Raw genomic sequence first — 16,700 nt, forward strand, 5'->3', positions numbered from 1 at the left:
TTCATCATTACAATATAATAGATTTGTTGTATAATTGAACATACAAAAAAATAAATCACATTGTTTCAAGGAGATATATTAAATGTCAGAAATTACACATCGTAAAAACACTCGTCCTGTACGAGTTGGCGATCTAGTGATTGGTGGCTCAGACGAGATTATCATTCAAAGTATGACAACGACGAAAACCCATGACGTTGAGGCGACAGTCGCTGAAATTAAACGTTTAGAAGAAGCAGGTTGTCAAATCGTGCGCGTCGCTTGTCCACGTGAAGAAGATGCGCTAGCAATTAAAGAAATTAAAAAACAAATTAACATACCATTAGTCGTCGATATTCACTTCGACTATAGACTTGCACTACTCGCTATTGAAGGCGGTGCAGATAAAATTCGTATCAACCCTGGTAACATCGGTAAACGTGAACGCGTTGAAGCAGTTGTTAATGCGTGTAAAGAAAAAGGGATACCGATTCGTATCGGTGTAAACGCAGGAAGCTTAGAGCGTCACATTATCGAAAAATATGGTTATCCGACAGCTGACGGAATGTTAGAAAGTGCGTTACACCATATTAAAATATTAGAAGACTTAGATTTCCACGATATTATCGTATCTATGAAAGCTTCTGACGTTCATTTAGCAATCGAAGCGTACGAGAAAGCATCTAAAGCATTCGACTACCCGCTTCATATCGGTATCACTGAAAGTGGTACGTTATTTGCTGGGACAGTTAAAAGTGCTGCAGGGCTTGGGGTGCTCATCAATAAAGGAATTGGTAATACGATGAGAATCTCATTATCCGCAGATCCTGTTGAAGAAGTAAAAGTTCAAAAAGAATTATTAAAATCATTTGGACTCGCTTCAAACGCAGCAACACTTATCGCGTGTCCGACATGTGGACGTATTGAAATCGACTTAATTGCGATCGCAAATGAAGTCGAAGAATACATTTCAAATATTAAAGCACCGATAAAGGTAGCCGTTCTTGGATGTGCAGTAAACGGTCCAGGAGAAGCACGTGAAGCGGACATTGGAATTGCAGGGGCGCGCGGAGAAGGATTACTATTTATGCACGGAAAAACAGTGCGAAAAGTACCTGAAGAAACGATGGTCGACGAACTTAAAAAAGAAATCGACATTTTAGCTGAAGCACATTACGAAAAAGAAAGACAACGTAAAAAAGAACTTGCAAATGAAAATAAATAAGCATTAAATGACAACACCCCTAAAATTAGATTTTATTTCTAACTTTAGGGGTGATTTTTTAATCATTTTGACAACTCGAACATAAACCGTATAGCTCTATTTTATGTCCTTTTATTTTAGCGCCTGGTATTTCTTTTTGCCATTCATCTACTGGACAGTAATGGATGACTTTTACCATGCCACAATTGTCGCATATAAAGTGGTGATGATGGTGATCGCTACAAGCGATCATATACTGCATCTCACCGTCTAATGTCGTCTCCTCTACTACGCCAATTTCATGTAGCGTATATAGATTTCTATATATTGTATCGTAACTAATACCGTCGTATATTTCTGACATTTTATTATAGACATATGTCGCTGTGACGTATCTATCTTCTTCCAGTAATATTTCTATTAAAGATAATCTTTGTTTTGTTAGTTTAAACCCATGATCTTTTAGGGTTGTTTTAATTCTTTCTTTTTCATTATTCGGCATTCATCTTCACTCCTAATCGATTTACGATAAATGTCATAGATAATATAAAAATCGCAACTAATACGATCATACCACCAGGAGCGATATTTAAGTAAAATCCTAATATGAGTCCAAGTATGACCGAAATTTCACCAAATAATATACTCACTGCAATAAGTGCTTTAAAGCTTGACGTCACTCGAATTGCGGCAGCGACCGGTAATGTCATCATCGCACTGACGAGTAGCGTTCCGACAATTCTCATAGATGCACTAATAACTAACGCAACGAGTACGATAAAAATAAAATGTATAAATCCACTAATTTTCATCACTTCGCTATACTCTTCATCAAAGGATAATAAAAACATCTCTTTATATAAAAAGTAAACGAACGTAATGACGATAACTCCAATACAGCTAATTAAAAATAAATCATTTTTAGTTACTGCACTGATGCTTCCAAATAAGTAGCCAAATAAGTCTTGGTTAAAACCATTTGCTAGTGATAAAAATATAACAGATAATGCAATCCCAAGGCTCATAATTATTGGTATCGATATTTCAGAAAAGTGTTTATAAACAGTTCTCATCTTTTCTATACCTACTGCACCGATAATTGAAAATAGCGTTGCAGTAATGAGTGGGTTAATTGTAAATGAGAGTATGCTCGATAAATACACACCGAGCGTAATCCCACCAAGTGAAATATGTGAGAGTGCATCTGCAATTAAACTCAGTCTTCGAACGACGATAAATGTTCCGAGAAGTGGCGCGATACACCCTACAATTAAACCACTAATAAACGAGTATCTCATAAATGCATAGTTTTGTAGCGCATCAATTAGCATATGGCACCTCACAGCAACTTCTCGTATGATCGTGATTTACGAGTTGTAACGGAAACCCGTATACTTTTGATAACTCCGCTTCATCAAGTTTTAAGAAGTCTTGTTTTGAACCGTGGAAATGTAGATGCTCATTTAAGCATGCAACGGTGTCCGCTTGATCGACGACGACGCCAATATCATGTGTGACGAGTAAAATCGTCGTTCCACTTTCTTTTAATCGTGTTAATACCTCATAAAAACTATAGACGTTTTTTGCGTCGATGCCTTCTGTAGGTTCATCTAATACTAGGATCTCTGGTTTGTTAATTAGAGCACGAGCGATAAATACGCGCTGTGTTTGTCCTCCTGAAAGACTCGCAATGTTTTTATTTTTTAAATCTTCTATGTCGAGTAAATCTAACACTTCATCGAGTGCTTTAAAATCTTCTTTGTTAAACTTTTTAAATAGTCCACGCTTTTTTGTTAGACCACTTAATACGACTTCTTTTACAGTCGCAGGAAACCCTTTAGCAAATGATGCCGCTTTTTGAGATACATAACCAATTTTTGTTTCTCGATTTCTACGATTCATTCGCTTACCATTAATTAAAATCTCGCCTTCTTGTAACTTCTTAATACCGAGAATTAGTTTTATTAATGTAGATTTACCGGAACCATTCGGTCCAACAATTGCCATAAATTCTCCACGCTCTATTTTGAGATTTATGTCTTTTAATGCCACTGTCGTTTCCATTTTTTCATAATATTTGTATGATACATTTCTTATTTCGAAAACGGGCGTTGACATGACAACACCTCCAACATGCTTTTAGTCGTATAATTATAACGTAACTGTTACGAATTGTAAATAAAACGAGCACTTTTACAGTGCTCGTTTTAATATTATGATTTTATATTTGGATTTATTTTTTCAAGTAGTTGTGGCTCAAACACACCGCTTTTAATCATTTCAATTTCATGCTTATATGGGGGTTGTTTATCTTTTTTGTCTAAACCAACAAATGGTGTCTCTAAAATTTTCGGTAAATCTTTAAACGTTTCGTGATTGACGATATATTGTAATGCGTCAAATCCGATATGACCGAAACCATAGTTCTCATGACGGTCTTTTTTCGCGCCGACTTCGTTTTTAGAATCGTTCACGTGAACGACTTTAATACGATCGACTCCGATTGTTTTATCAAATTCATTGAGTACACCGTCAAAGTCATTTTTAATGTCATATCCTGAGTCGTGAACGTGACACGTATCAAACGTAACGCTTAAACGCTCGTTGTGAGTGACCCCGTCAATTATACGCGCGATTTCTTCAAAGTTACGACCGATTTCTGATCCTTTACCAGCCATCGTCTCTAAAGCGATTTGTACGTCGTGTTTTTCTTCTAAAACGATGTTTAAACCTTTAATAATCGATTCTATTCCAGCGTCTACACCCGCACCAACGTGTGCTCCAGGGTGAAGTACAATTTGTTTTGAACCAATTGCTTCAGTACGCGCGATTTCATTAATTAAAAACTCAACACCTAAGTCAAACACGCCTTCACGAGTAGTGTTTGCGATGTTTATGATATATGGTGCGTGTACGACGATGTCTTTCATACCGTACGCTTTAATGAGTTCTTGTCCTCTTTCGATATTTAACTCTTCAATCGGTTTTCTTCTCGTGTTTTGTGGTGCACCTGTATAAATCATAAATGTATTTTCACCGTAAGAATGTGCAGTTTCAACTGCGCCTTCTAACATTTTTTTACCATTCATCGGTACGTGTGATCCGATTAACATATTATCTTACCTCTTTTTATTTCTTCTTTTTTGATTTTGCGCATATTGTTTACGCTTGTCTTTTTTCAGTTGTTCTAGTTGTTGTTTCATTTTCTTTTTATAACCTGGTTTTACTTTTTTTGGTTTACGTACTTTATATGAAACATCCTCATCTAAGCGAACTTCTTTACGACGTCTCGTATCACGTTTGTTTCGCTTTTTAATCGGTTTAAGTTGACCGTTTATTAAGTCTTCATGTTCAAAAGTGAATCCTTTTGCTTCAATTTGATCGATTAAGTCTTCTTCGTTTGGATCATACAGTGTTATTGCAACACCTGTATACTCTCCTCGACCAACACGACCTACTCTATGAGTGAAGAATTCAATTTCTCTCGGGATATCATAATTAATAACGTGTGACGCTCCGTCAAAATCTAAACCACGTGCAGCTAAATCACTTGCTACGACGTAGTGATAATCTAGATTATGGATTTGATGAATCATCTGCTTACGTTCTCTCGGCTTTAAACCACCGTGGAATAACCCAACGTTTACCCCATTTTCTAAAAGAAATTCATATAACTCATCTGCACGTTCGCGTGTATTTGCGAAAATAAATCCTAAATACGGTGTAATCGATTGTGTCAGTTCTAATACTTTATTGTTCTTATCTTTACTACGAACTGGAATTAAACTGTAATGGATATTAGTTTTTTGACGTGTATTGTCAATTTCTAACACTTCTGTATGCGTTAAATACTTTTGTAAAAAGTGACGCAACTCATTTGGAATTGTCGCTGAAAACACTAAAAATTGTGCGGACGGATCCATTGCATTAGAAATTTGGTCAATCGTTTCTAAAAATCCTAAATCAATACTTAAATCTGCTTCATCAATGACGATTGACTTTGCTTCTGACACTTTTAAACTCGATGAATGAATGAGTTCTATTAATCTATTCGGAGTACCAATCGCAATATGCGGACTATTTTCAGCACGTGTTTTATCTCTTTCGAAATCTTTACCACCGATAAATAATTTCGCTTCAATTTTAGGGAAAGATTCTAATATATCCGTTGTCATATTATAAAGCTGACGTGCTAACTCTCTTGTTGGTGCGACTATAATTGACTGTACTTTCTTTTCATCCACTTGAATGTTATTAATAATCGGTAATAAAAACGCATGGCTTTTACCACTACCCGTTGAGCTTTGAACGATAACATTACTTCCTTTTAAAATTCTTGGAATAACTCTTTCTTGAACGAGAGTCGGATGAGTAAAGTGAATGTTATCAATTGCTTCAAGCATACCTTCTTTAAAATTAAATCTTTTGAATGCGTTCATATTCTCACCTATTTCTATTTTAACTCGCACTATATTATACATGAACATCGACTTTTAAGATACCACTAGTGATTCATTTGAATTCAATTAATAATGATATATAATCAATGAAGAGGAGGCATCTGAATGGATATAATTAAAATTTCACCACGTGGATATTGTTACGGTGTCGTCGATGCAATGGTTATTGCCAAAAATGCATCTCTCGATAAGACATTACCTAGACCGATTTATATATTAGGGATGATCGTTCACAATAAACACGTGACTGATGCATTTGAAGATGAAGGGATTATCACATTAGATGGTGAGAATCGCTTAGAAATATTAGAACAAATCGAAGAAGGTACCGTAATCTTTACTGCACATGGTGTGTCACCAGAAGTAAAAAGACGCGCAAAAGAAAAGGGATTAACGTGTATTGATGCGACGTGTCCAGATGTTCAATTTACCCACGATTTAATTTCGAACAAAACAAAAGAAGGTTACGAAGTGATATATATCGGTAAAAAAGGACATCCAGAACCAGAAGGTGCAGTCGGTGTTGCACCAGAAGAGGTCCACTTAATCGAAACGATTGAAGACATTCAATTACTTCCAGATCATTTACATGATAAAAAACTAATCGTCACGAACCAAACGACGATGAGTCAGTGGGATGTTCAGCATATTATGAATGCATTAAAAGAAGCATTCCCGCATATCGAAGTTCATAGAGAAATATGTATGGCAACACAAGTCCGTCAAGAAGCAGTTGCTGAACAAGCAAAAGACGCAGATCTTTTAATTGTCGTTGGAGATCCAAAGAGTAATAACTCTAACCGACTCGCTCAAGTATCAAAAGAAATCGCACATACGAATGCGTATCGTATTTCATCTCTTTCTGATTTAAATCTCGAATGGTTAGATGGAGTTGAAACTGTAGCAGTAACTGCGGGTGCTTCAACTCCAACACAAATTGTAAAAGAAGTCATTGACTACTTATCAAACTACGATAAAGAAAATGTAGTAGAGCCAACTTCTACTGTGCCTAGAGAGAAAATATTACCAAATATTAAAAATCCAAAACCAGTAAAAATATTAGACTAACTTATACGGCTGTATTGTTACAGCCGTATTTTATTTTTATTGAACAGATGAACTAGAATTAAACATTGCATTATTCAACACTATTTCTGTATAATTATAACCATCATTAACTAACGAGGTGAATTTATGGAGAAACAAGAAACAAAACAAAAGTTTCAAATGCCACACATTTACGTTATTCTATTTATTATTATCTTGCTTGCATCAGTAGCGTCTTACATTATTCCAGCAGGTACATTCGACCGTGAAGAGGTAAATGGAATTAACGTAATTATTGCAGATACGTTCCACTATATCGACCAAGCACCGGTTACTTTCATGGAATTTATGACAGCGATTCCAAGAGGAATTCAAGAAACTGTTATTATCATATTCGGTATTTTAGCAATTGGTGCGATGTTTGGTGTCATTGAAAAAGCTGGAATTATCGATGTTATTTTAAACTTCCTAATTAAAACATTTGGAAACAAAGGTTTACTTATCGTTCCTGTAATTTCCTTTGTACTTGCACTATTCGTTGCGATGACAGGAATGATTGAAGCATCACTCATTTTCTTACCAGCATTGCTACCCCTATTTTTAAAATTTGGGTATGACCGTATTGCATCAACAGCAATTATATTAATATCAACTGTCATTGGATTTGCTTGTGGTTTAACAACTGCTGCAAACGTCGGTACAGCACATACGATTGCTGAGCTTCCATTATTCTCTGGTCTATGGTACCGTGCAATCGCATTAGTAATTATGCTCACTGTTGGTATTATCTTTGTCAGTCGTTATATTAAAAAAGTACAAAAAAATCCAGAGGCTTCACTTGTTACAGATAACGTTGACAATAGTGAATTTGTAAAAGAAAAAGTCGAATATCCAAAATCAGAGACAAGAACAGTTATTGCAACATTCGTATTAATTGTTTTACTCGTTTTAATGGCATTTATGATTTTCCAATATAAATGGTACTTCTTAGAATTAGGTGGTTACTATATCTTTAGTGGTATTTTAATCGGTCTAATTGCAGGATTAAAGCCATCTAAAATAGCTGAATATATGAACGACGGTATGCGTATGATCTTACTCGGAGCATTCATCGTTGGGGTTGCGAGAGCAATTTCTGTCGTCTTAGCAGATGGTATGATTATGGACACAATTGTATACGGATTAAGTAAAGTTGTAGTACTTTTACCTGAATCAATAATTCCAGTTGCAATGATGGTTGTCCAAGGGTTAATTAACTTCTTAATCCCTTCAGGTAGTGGACAAGCAGCTGCGACGATGCCTATTATTATCGGAATTGTCGACTTAACAGAAATGACAAGACAAACTGCCGTACTTGCATTCCTATTTGGTGATGGGTTCTCAAATATTTTCTACCCAACATCAGGATACTTCATGGCAGCATTAGCAATTGCAAAAATTAAATATACAGACTGGATCAAATTCATTTGGCCGTTAATCCTTGTTTGGTACACAATCGGTGCGGTATTACTCGTCATCGCGTACTTCATCAACTACGGTCCAATGTAAAGGGCTGACTGTAAAACAGTTACAATGAATAAAGCAGATGCGTCGGCATCTGCTTCTTTTTAATAAATAAATGGATTCGTATTGATGTTTGTTGCTACTACTTTTAAATCTATTTTTTCAGCTAATTTATTTTTTAATCCGTCGATCATCATATATTCTAAATAATGTCCAGCATCGATTAAATTAAATCCTTCTTCTTTTGCATCGAATGCTTCGTGGTATTTAATGTCTCCAGTTATGAGGCAATCTGCTTGTCTCATCGCTTGAGAGATAAAGCTCGCACCACTGCCACCAACTATCGCAACACGCGCTAATTTTTCGTCATTACCTTTTACGACATTAACGATTGGTGTCTTTGATGATGTCTTTATTTGTTTAACTAAAGCATCCATTGTGCCGTTAAATTCAGCAACTACACCGAGACCGTTACTTGTTGGTTTTGTAATCGTAAATACGTCATATGCTGGCTCTTCATATGGATGTGCTTCGATCATTTTTAATATTTTATCCGTACTTCCGTCGAATATTGCTTCAATGATGACTTCATCTACGTACTCTAATTCATTATGCGTTCCAATTGTAGGATTAGCATGTTCATTTGGTCTAAATTGACCTTGAACGTCATATTCAAAGAAACATTCGCTATAGTCTCCTTGATTACCAAATCCAATGTCGCTTAACTCTTTTTTAAACGTTTCTTTATCTTCTTTAGGAATATTCACGCGTAACTTGTATGATACCTCATCATGTCGAATTAAAGGAGATATGACTTTTAGACCAAGAGTTTCTGCAATCATAACACTTACCCCGTCATCTTGATGGTCAAGGTTTGTGTGCATTACGATTAAATTCATATCATTTTTTATAAGGGTTTTTATAATTTTTGATTGATAACTATCATCGAGTTTTGAAATTTTTGGAAAAATGATTGGATGATGCGCGATAATTGTATTCACATTTTCATTAAGTGCCTCATCAATAACGTCTAAATTACAGTCGAGTGTCGTCATAACTCCAGTGACTGTATTATCATTTGAACCAACGAGAAGACCGACGTTATCCCAGTCCTCAGCGTCTTTAAACGGTGCAACTGCATTAAGAACTGCCATTAACTCTTTAATATTCATGATTAATCACCTGGTTAATTAAATTTATGTCGTTCGTAATCTCTTCTAACTTATCTGTCTTCTTACTCGACTGTTCAATTTGACTTTTAATATGCTGTAAGTGTTCTTTATCTTTTTTTAATTTTAAAATGAAAAGATCTGCTCTTTTCTTTAAATTGATAGGTCCAAATTTAAACTCAATATCGTTCAAATCGTCTTTACCATATTCAAAAACGATGAGTTCATAAAATTTATTATTATAGAAGTTTATTTCTTCAGCGATAATTTTATAGTTTAAATTGGCCATTTCACGTCTAATAGATTCACCATAGATATTTGAACTTACTACAAATCTCGGTGTATTATTTAAATAACTTATGCCTTCTTTTATAATCGAAGCGATTAACGGACCGCCCATACCACAAATCGTAATAGTATCAAACTGTTCATCTTTTTGAATCACAGATAATCCAGAACCTAATCTCACGTCGATTTTGTCATCAAAATTATAACCTATAACATTTGATTTTGAGTTTTCAAATGGTCCTTTAACAACTTCACCTGCTACGGCATATTCAATTTTGTTTTGTTCTATTAAATAAATAGGTAAATACGCATGGTCACTACCGACGTCTAACAATCTTTCTCCAACAACGTATTTACTTACTGCTTTTAGTCTCGTGTCAATCATTATATCCACCTAATTTAAAAAAACTCCTACATCAGATGTAGGAGTTATCATTTTCAATTATTTATTACTTAGTAAAGAATTCATACATAGCGTCGATTTCTTCATCTGAAATTTGACTTTCAGAGAACGCTGGCATTGCAGTTCCTTCAATACCATTTCTAACGTCTTTAACAAATGTTTCTTTGTCAACGCCAGTTCCAGCTAAAGCAGGACCCATACCACCAGAGAAGTCTTGACCGTGACATGACGAACAGTTATCTTTTGCTACGCCTTCACCATCAGCATCTCCAGAAGATGCGTTATCTCCGTCTTGTTGTTCAGTTCCGTTATCAGCAGTATCTCCACCATCATCAGTAGCTCCGTATGAAGAAAGTAAGAATACAAGTCCGACACCTAGGAAGATGATCAGTAAGAATGGGATAATTGGATTCTTGTTCATTAAATTTCCCTCCTCTTATAATTAGCATATTCTTATTCAATTGTATACTACTTGCAAATAAATTCCAACGAGTATTTTTTGTAATTATACACTTTGTTCACAATTAATCCATAAAATCTTTAAGTTTTTTAGAACGAGAAGGGTGACGAAGTTTTCTTAACGCTTTCGCTTCGATTTGACGAATACGTTCGCGTGTGACTCCGAACACTTTACCAACCTCTTCTAACGTACGAGTACGACCATCATCTAAACCAAAGCGAAGACGTAACACATTCTCTTCACGGTCCGTTAACGTATCTAAAACATCTTCTAGTTGATCTTTTAGCATTTCATATGCTGCGTGATCCGATGGGCTTTGTGCTTCAACGTCTTCAATGAAATCGCCAAGGTGTGAATCATCTTCTTCACCAATTGGAGTTTCAAGTGAAACAGGTTCTTGTGAAATTTTTAAAATTTCTCTTACGCGGTCAGCTGTAATATCCATTTCTTCTCCAATTTCTTCAGGTGTTGGTTCACGCCCTAAATCTTGAAGTAATTGTCTTTGAATACGAATGAGTTTGTTAATCGTTTCAACCATATGAACAGGGATACGAATTGTTCTCGCTTGGTCAGCAATCGCACGTGTAATTGCTTGACGAATCCACCACGTTGCATACGTTGAGAATTTAAACCCTTTCGTAAAGTCGAACTTTTCAACAGCTTTAATAAGACCCATATTCCCTTCCTGAATAAGATCTAAGAATAGCATCCCACGACCAACATAACGTTTTGCAATACTGACTACGAGACGTAAGTTTGCTTCAGCTAATTTATTTTTCGCCTCTAAGTCTCCCGCTTCAATACGCTTAGCGAGTTCGACTTCTTCTTGAGCCGTTAATAAATCTACGCGTCCGATTTCTTTTAAATACATACGTACTGGGTCGTTAATTTTAATACCGACCGGTGCAGACATATCACGTACGTCTAATTTCTCATCTTTATCATCTGCGTCTTTTTCGTTCACAAGTTCAATCTCTGCAGTATGAATTTGCTCAAAAAATTCATCCATTGCATCAGAGTCTAAGTCAAAATTTTGTAACTTATCGGCAATTTCTTCGTGAGATAACTCACCTTCTTGTTTTCCTTTTTCTAATAGGAACTGTTTTACAGACTCAATATTTGTCATATCTATTTCATTTTCAGCTAATGATAGCGTCTTTTTAACTGACATTGAAATCCCCCTAATTTATTTTGACTTTGGAAATTTTTGGAGTTCTATTAATTGATTAAAGAGTTCTAACGCTCGCTCATCATCTCCAATGAGTTCAGCTTGCTCAATTTCTTTGATCAGATTATTTTTCTCCCCACTACTTGAACTTATACCACAAATCGCCTGTATATAATCATTTAATTCTTGTTCTTCTAAGACAGGTAAATCAGTCGCGATAATATGTTCTAAACAAGTGATTAATTCGGGGTCAATATAAGATATAAACATCTGTTTATCAAATGTATCGAATTCGCTAAAATATTCCACTAATTTATTTATTATATCATGATAACCATTTGTTTGAAATAAATTTAAGTCAAAATTTGAGGTAAAATACCGCATTCTCTCTTTACTATTGATTAATGTATGCATAATATGTTTCTCTTTAAATTCACTTGACGTTACACGTGTCACAATCGGACTACTGAACGTTGTTTTATTGCCTCGTCGACGTTGTTTTTTTGGTAATTGTCGATGGATAAGCTCTGCATCAACTTCATAGAGTTCAGATATTTGTTTAACAAGTCGGCTTCGTTCCACTTCGTTATCAATATATTTTAAGAGTTGAATCGAATGATTTAAGTACTCAGAGAACTTTAAGTCGTTTCGTTTTGAACTTTTAAGTTTTTCTTTCGCATCATAAACAATAAAATGATCTCGGTTCTCATAAATATATTTCTCAAATGATTCTTCGCCATGCTTTTCAATAAACTCATCCGGGTCCATACCTGTTTGTAACGGAATGACATATGGATTTCCTTTTTGTTCGAGTATCTTTTCTCCGACCGATTGAGTTGCATTTTTACCCGCTTCGTCTCCGTCGAACATTAATGTTATATTTTTAGAGACTCGCTTTAAAATTTCAATTTGCTTTAAAGACACACTCGTCCCCATCGTCGCGACGACATTTTTTATAGATGTATTTTTTACTTTTAATACATCCATATGTCCTTCCATTAAAATCACTTCTTTTTCATCTTGGATAACTTTATAAGCATCAGATAAATTAAATATAATCGAGCTTTTATGGAAGATGTCTGTTTCAGGAGAGTTTAAATATTTCGGTGTATCATCACCTAACGCTCGTGCTGTAAAAGCGACATATTTACCTTTATGATTTTTAATCGGTATCATAATACGGTTTCTAAATCGGTCAAAGTACTCGAACGTCTCTTCGTTTCGTGCAACGAGACCAGCTTGGTACATCATCTCTTTAGAGAACTTTAGATTTTCTAATAGCTGAATAGCACTATCTTTTATATTTGGAGCAAAACCGATCTTTTCCTTTTTGATTTGTTCGAGTGTAAAACCTCTCTTTAATAAATAGTTCAGTGCTTCTTTCCCTTCAGCAGTTGACACTAAAATATTATGATAGTTATCTACCATAATCTCATGCATTTTAATGAGTTGAAGCTCTTTTGAATTCACATTCGTTTGTTTATGTTTAACTTTAATACCCGAACGCTCGCCAAGAGATTGTAATGCTTCATTGAAGGGAAGATTTTCCATCTCCATATAAAAATCAATTACTGATCCATTTGCTCTACAACCGAAGCAATAATAACTTCCCGTATCTTTATAAACGTTAAAAGAAGGTGTTTTTTCGTTATGAAATGGACAAAGCCCAACGTAGTTATTACCTCTTTTTTCTAAATCAACATATTCTGAAATGAGATCTACAATGTCAGTAGATTCTTTTACTTGATCCACTACAGATTTTTCTGCCATTCAATACACCTCTATAAATTCATAATTCTAATAATCTCACTCGCGGTTTCTTCTATCGCTTTATTTGTAACATTGATTGTACAGCAACCAATTTTTTTAACTGTTTGATGGAAATACTCGAGTTCCGCTTCGATTCTTTCGTTTTGCCCGTATTTAGCATTTTCAAGTAAACCAAGTTGCTCGAGTCGTCTTTTTCGGATTTCAAACAGTGAAGATGGATCAATTTCTAAACCGATACATTTATTAGGGTCGATTTCAAATAGTTGTTCTGGTAATTCGACTTCTGGGACAAGTGCAATATTAACAACTTTATACCCCCTATATGCTAAAAACTGTGAAAGTGGTGTTTTAGATGTTCTCGAAACACCAATTAATACGATATCTGCATATTTTAAACCAGATGGGTCTCTACCATCGTCATAACGTACTGCGAATTCAATCGCTTCTATCTTTTTGAAATAGTCCGCGTCGAGTTTATGGACACGACCAGGTTCATATAACGGTCCATCCTCTAGCTTTTCTTTCAACATATCCATAACTGGTGTCATAACGTCTACAAATGGAATATTGAGTTGTGTTAGTTTCTCTACAATATACTTTGAAAGCTCTGGTTTAATGAAAGTGAAAATTACAACGACATTATCTAATTTAATCGATTGAATGAAATTATCGATATCCTTTACATCAGTTAAATGTGCATATCTCTTTAAATTTCTTTCTTCTACTACAACATCAAATTGAGATAGTGCTGCTCGTGCAACTACTTCTCCAGTTTCACCAATAGAATCTGATGCAATGACTATTTTTAAATTTTTCACGTATGATCATTCCTTTATAAAACGATAGATATATGTGTGATTGATACGTTTTGTTGCATTGTGAATACTTTAATTATATAATATATGTGACAGCGAGTTAAGAGTAGTGAAAGCTTAACGCATAAATTGGCATATAAAAGTAAATAACGAAATGAAGTAATTTTAAATTATAAATAAGGGTGGAACCGCGGGTATATACTCGCCCCTGGGTAACATTTTTTGTTATCCAGTTTTTTTATGTAAAAGGAGAATGAAAATGTCAGAAGAAAAAAAGTACTCAATGGAAGAAATTGTAAACTTCGCGAAAACGAGAGGTTTTGTGTTCCCTGGTTCTGAAATCTATGGTGGTCTTGCGAACACTTGGGATTACGGTCCACTTGGAATCGAATTAAAAAACAACGTCAAACAACAATGGTGGAAAAAATTCATTCAAGAATCTCCATATAACGTTGGAATCGATGCATCTATTTTAATGAACCCTAAAGTATGGGAAGCATCAGGTCACTTAGAAAACTTTAACGACCCGATGATCGACTGTAAAGCATGTAAAGCACGTCTTCGTGCAGATAAGCTGATTGAAGAACATATGCATAAAACAGACGATAGCTTTGTTGCTGATGGTATGGAATTCGATGAGATGAGTAAACTCATTGACGATGAAGGTATTAACTGTCCAGTGTGTGGTGCACATGACTTTACTGAAATTCGTCAATTTAACTTAATGTTTAAAACGAGCCAAGGGGTAACAGAAGATTCTTCTACAGATATTTTCTTACGTCCTGAAACAGCTCAAGGAATTTTCGTTAACTTTAGAAATGTACAACGTTCGATGCGTAAAAAATTACCATTTGGTATCGGTCAAATTGGTAAATCATTCCGTAACGAAATTACTCCAGGTAACTTTACGTTCCGTACGCGTGAATTCGACCAAATGGAATTACAGTTCTTCTGTAAACCAGGTACTGAATTAAAGTGGTTTGATTACTGGAGAGATTTTGCTGAGACTTGGTTAAAAGACTTAGATATTGATATGGATAAAATTAGAATTCGTGCACACGATGAAGATGAGTTATCACACTACTCTAACTCTACAGTTGACTTTGAGTACTTATTCCCATTCGGCTGGGGAGAGTTATGGGGTATCGCATCTCGTACAGACTTCGACTTATCTAAACATATGGAGTTCTCTGGTGTTGATTTTAAATACCATGATCCAGAAACGAACGAAAAATACGTACCATTTGTTATCGAGCCGTCACTCGGTTTAGACCGTATGACACTTGCATTTTTAGTCGATGCATATGAAGTTGAAGACTTAGGCGAAGGACAAGAGCGTAACGTCTTAAAGTTACACCATAAACTTGCACCATTTAAAGCAGCAGTGTTACCACTATCTAAAAAGTTAAGTGAAGATGCAATGAAAGTATACGAGCAACTTGCTCCAGACTTCAACATCGAATTTGATGAAAGTCAATCTATCGGTAAACGTTACCGTCGTCAAGACGAAATAGGTACACCGTATTGTATTACGTTTGACTTCGACTCTGTTGAAGATAATAAAGTAACAGTACGTGACAGAGATACGATGGAACAAGAACGTATTGCTATCGCTGACTTAAATGACTACTTAAAAGAAAAAATGAAATAATAATAAAGCAGTGTCGTAAATAATTTACGACACTGTTTTTATATTTGAAGTAACTTTCTCGTTTTAAAAAATTCTCCGGTATATTCTTGAAACAACATATCGACAAACTTAAAAAGTTTCTTTCCGTCTTCTTCACCGATATTAATAGAGTTTAAATGTTCGACTTGAACGTGCTTTAAAAATGCTGCTAAATAGATTGAGCGGCTACTCACATATACTGAGCGCTCTAAATGTTCTTCATCATAATGATCATTACATATGACACCGTGGTATTTAAACGAATATCGGTTCATGTTCTCATAACTATAACTGCCACATAATACACATTTGTCAACATTTAATAGTGCACCGTACATTGGAAATAGTTTTATAATGACAAAACTTAACACCGAATATTTTTCATTTTTATCATCGAGTAATTTAAACGCTTGATGCATTAGTCGGTATAACGACGGATCAGCGATTTCTTCGTCTGTCACTCGACTAATGAGTTCAACGATATAACTCGCTATCGTATACGTGTCAAAATCATTGTTAATGGTATTGTACCCATCGATGATATCAATTTCTGTTAATGTGCCCATACCTCGGTGTCTTGAATACGTAAATAACGTATGTTTATAGCCTTGTTTTAAACTATTAAACGGACTTCTTGGCTTGTTAAATCCACGTGCCATTAACGGTACAAGTGCACCATGTTCACTGAGTACTGTGATAATTTTACTGGACTCACTATAATTCGTTTGTCGAATCATGAATCCTTTATTTTGGTGGATCAAACTA

At 35.2% G+C, this 16,700-nt stretch carries 16 protein-coding genes; 4 read left to right on the forward strand and 12 right to left on the reverse strand.

The window, feature by feature from the left end:
- The first annotated feature begins 82 nt into the window (after positions 1-82).
- A complete protein-coding gene (ispG, locus tag HMPREF2767_RS00685) occupies positions 83-1,204 on the forward strand; it encodes a flavodoxin-dependent (E)-4-hydroxy-3-methylbut-2-enyl-diphosphate synthase (RefSeq protein ID WP_070622142.1) in 1,122 nt (373 codons plus the stop codon).
- Positions 1,205-1,262: 58 nt separating this feature from the next.
- Here ispG and HMPREF2767_RS00690 read toward each other — a convergent pair whose 3' ends face one another.
- The 5 genes from HMPREF2767_RS00690 to HMPREF2767_RS00710 form a co-directional block, all read right to left on the reverse strand.
- Positions 1,263-1,685, reverse strand: a complete 423-nt coding sequence (locus HMPREF2767_RS00690) for a Fur family transcriptional regulator (protein WP_068128297.1) — start codon at positions 1,683-1,685, stop codon at positions 1,263-1,265.
- On the reverse strand, positions 1,675-2,514 hold the full coding sequence (locus HMPREF2767_RS00695; protein WP_040928362.1) for a metal ABC transporter permease: 840 nt from the start codon (positions 2,512-2,514) through the stop codon (positions 1,675-1,677). The genes HMPREF2767_RS00690 and HMPREF2767_RS00695 overlap by 11 nt, the downstream gene beginning before the upstream one ends.
- A complete protein-coding gene (locus HMPREF2767_RS00700; RefSeq protein WP_070456448.1) occupies positions 2,504-3,301 on the reverse strand; it encodes a metal ABC transporter ATP-binding protein in 798 nt (265 codons plus the stop codon). Before HMPREF2767_RS00700 ends, HMPREF2767_RS00695 begins: the two co-directional genes overlap by 11 nt.
- Positions 3,302-3,396: 95 nt before the next feature.
- On the reverse strand, positions 3,397-4,296 hold the full coding sequence (locus HMPREF2767_RS00705; protein ID WP_070622143.1) for a deoxyribonuclease IV: 900 nt from the start codon (positions 4,294-4,296) through the stop codon (positions 3,397-3,399).
- Between the two features lie 6 nt (positions 4,297-4,302).
- On the reverse strand, positions 4,303-5,622 hold the full coding sequence (locus HMPREF2767_RS00710) for a DEAD/DEAH box helicase (protein WP_068128290.1): 1,320 nt from the start codon (positions 5,620-5,622) through the stop codon (positions 4,303-4,305).
- A gap of 126 nt (positions 5,623-5,748) precedes the next feature.
- On the opposite strand from HMPREF2767_RS00710, the gene HMPREF2767_RS00715 reads away from it, so the two are divergent.
- Complete coding sequence (locus HMPREF2767_RS00715; RefSeq protein ID WP_070622144.1) at positions 5,749-6,711, forward strand: 4-hydroxy-3-methylbut-2-enyl diphosphate reductase; 963 nt, start codon at positions 5,749-5,751, stop codon at positions 6,709-6,711.
- 126 nt (positions 6,712-6,837) lie between these two features.
- Positions 6,838-8,238, forward strand: coding sequence for a YfcC family protein (locus tag HMPREF2767_RS00720; protein ID WP_070622145.1), 1,401 nt, complete (start codon positions 6,838-6,840; stop codon positions 8,236-8,238).
- Positions 8,239-8,297: 59 nt separating this feature from the next.
- On the opposite strand, the gene HMPREF2767_RS00725 is transcribed toward HMPREF2767_RS00720, so the two are convergent.
- From HMPREF2767_RS00725 to HMPREF2767_RS00750, 6 genes are all read right to left on the reverse strand, one after another.
- Positions 8,298-9,365: a Nif3-like dinuclear metal center hexameric protein gene (locus tag HMPREF2767_RS00725; protein WP_070456438.1), complete on the reverse strand. Its 1,068-nt coding sequence runs from the start codon at positions 9,363-9,365 to the stop codon at positions 8,298-8,300.
- The gene (locus HMPREF2767_RS00730) at positions 9,355-10,035 is read right to left on the reverse strand and encodes a tRNA (adenine(22)-N(1))-methyltransferase (RefSeq protein WP_070456436.1); all 681 of its coding nucleotides are present in this window, start codon (positions 10,033-10,035) and stop codon (positions 9,355-9,357) included. Before HMPREF2767_RS00730 ends, HMPREF2767_RS00725 begins: the two co-directional genes overlap by 11 nt.
- Before the next feature lie 64 nt (positions 10,036-10,099).
- Positions 10,100-10,474 (reverse strand): c-type cytochrome, encoded by a 375-nt coding sequence (locus HMPREF2767_RS00735; RefSeq protein ID WP_040928370.1) that lies wholly within the window; start codon positions 10,472-10,474, stop codon positions 10,100-10,102.
- 103 nt (positions 10,475-10,577) lie between these two features.
- On the reverse strand, positions 10,578-11,684 hold the full coding sequence (gene rpoD, locus HMPREF2767_RS00740) for an RNA polymerase sigma factor RpoD (RefSeq protein ID WP_070456434.1): 1,107 nt from the start codon (positions 11,682-11,684) through the stop codon (positions 10,578-10,580).
- A gap of 15 nt (positions 11,685-11,699) precedes the next feature.
- Positions 11,700-13,451: a DNA primase gene (gene dnaG / locus HMPREF2767_RS00745; RefSeq protein WP_070622146.1), complete on the reverse strand. Its 1,752-nt coding sequence runs from the start codon at positions 13,449-13,451 to the stop codon at positions 11,700-11,702.
- Between the two features lie 11 nt (positions 13,452-13,462).
- The gene (locus tag HMPREF2767_RS00750) at positions 13,463-14,269 is read right to left on the reverse strand and encodes a pyruvate, water dikinase regulatory protein (protein ID WP_068128277.1); all 807 of its coding nucleotides are present in this window, start codon (positions 14,267-14,269) and stop codon (positions 13,463-13,465) included.
- A gap of 256 nt (positions 14,270-14,525) precedes the next feature.
- Here HMPREF2767_RS00750 and HMPREF2767_RS00755 point away from each other — a divergent pair, with 256 nt between their 5' ends.
- Positions 14,526-15,917: a glycine--tRNA ligase gene (locus HMPREF2767_RS00755; protein ID WP_068128275.1), complete on the forward strand. Its 1,392-nt coding sequence runs from the start codon at positions 14,526-14,528 to the stop codon at positions 15,915-15,917.
- 38 nt (positions 15,918-15,955) lie between these two features.
- On the opposite strand, the gene recO is transcribed toward HMPREF2767_RS00755, so the two are convergent.
- Positions 15,956-16,696 (reverse strand): DNA repair protein RecO, encoded by a 741-nt coding sequence (recO, locus tag HMPREF2767_RS00760; protein ID WP_070622147.1) that lies wholly within the window; start codon positions 16,694-16,696, stop codon positions 15,956-15,958.
- Between the last annotated feature and the right edge of the window lie 4 nt (positions 16,697-16,700).

Origin of the sequence: Nosocomiicoccus sp. HMSC067E10 (genome assembly GCF_001810835.1) — a bacterium.
GTDB lineage: Bacteria > Bacillota > Bacilli > Staphylococcales > Salinicoccaceae > Nosocomiicoccus > Nosocomiicoccus ampullae_A.

Bases quoted from the DNA above. Each gene is read 5' to 3' on its own strand.
- ispG (WP_070622142.1), top strand. From the start codon at position 83: ATGTCAGAAATTACACATCGTAAAAACACTCGTCCTGTACGAGTTGGC.
- HMPREF2767_RS00690 (WP_068128297.1), bottom strand. From the start codon at position 1,685: ATGCCGAATAATGAAAAAGAAAGAATTAAAACAACCCTAAAAGATCAT.
- HMPREF2767_RS00695 (WP_040928362.1), bottom strand. From the start codon at position 2,514: ATGCTAATTGATGCGCTACAAAACTATGCATTTATGAGATACTCGTTT.
- HMPREF2767_RS00700 (WP_070456448.1), bottom strand. From the start codon at position 3,301: ATGTCAACGCCCGTTTTCGAAATAAGAAATGTATCATACAAATATTAT.
- HMPREF2767_RS00705 (WP_070622143.1), bottom strand. From the start codon at position 4,296: ATGTTAATCGGATCACACGTACCGATGAATGGTAAAAAAATGTTAGAA.
- HMPREF2767_RS00710 (WP_068128290.1), bottom strand. From the start codon at position 5,622: ATGAACGCATTCAAAAGATTTAATTTTAAAGAAGGTATGCTTGAAGCA.
- HMPREF2767_RS00715 (WP_070622144.1), top strand. From the start codon at position 5,749: ATGGATATAATTAAAATTTCACCACGTGGATATTGTTACGGTGTCGTC.
- HMPREF2767_RS00720 (WP_070622145.1), top strand. From the start codon at position 6,838: ATGGAGAAACAAGAAACAAAACAAAAGTTTCAAATGCCACACATTTAC.
- HMPREF2767_RS00725 (WP_070456438.1), bottom strand. From the start codon at position 9,365: ATGAATATTAAAGAGTTAATGGCAGTTCTTAATGCAGTTGCACCGTTT.
- HMPREF2767_RS00730 (WP_070456436.1), bottom strand. From the start codon at position 10,035: ATGATTGACACGAGACTAAAAGCAGTAAGTAAATACGTTGTTGGAGAA.
- HMPREF2767_RS00735 (WP_040928370.1), bottom strand. From the start codon at position 10,474: ATGAACAAGAATCCAATTATCCCATTCTTACTGATCATCTTCCTAGGT.
- rpoD (WP_070456434.1), bottom strand. From the start codon at position 11,684: ATGTCAGTTAAAAAGACGCTATCATTAGCTGAAAATGAAATAGATATG.
- dnaG (WP_070622146.1), bottom strand. From the start codon at position 13,451: ATGGCAGAAAAATCTGTAGTGGATCAAGTAAAAGAATCTACTGACATT.
- HMPREF2767_RS00755 (WP_068128275.1), top strand. From the start codon at position 14,526: ATGTCAGAAGAAAAAAAGTACTCAATGGAAGAAATTGTAAACTTCGCG.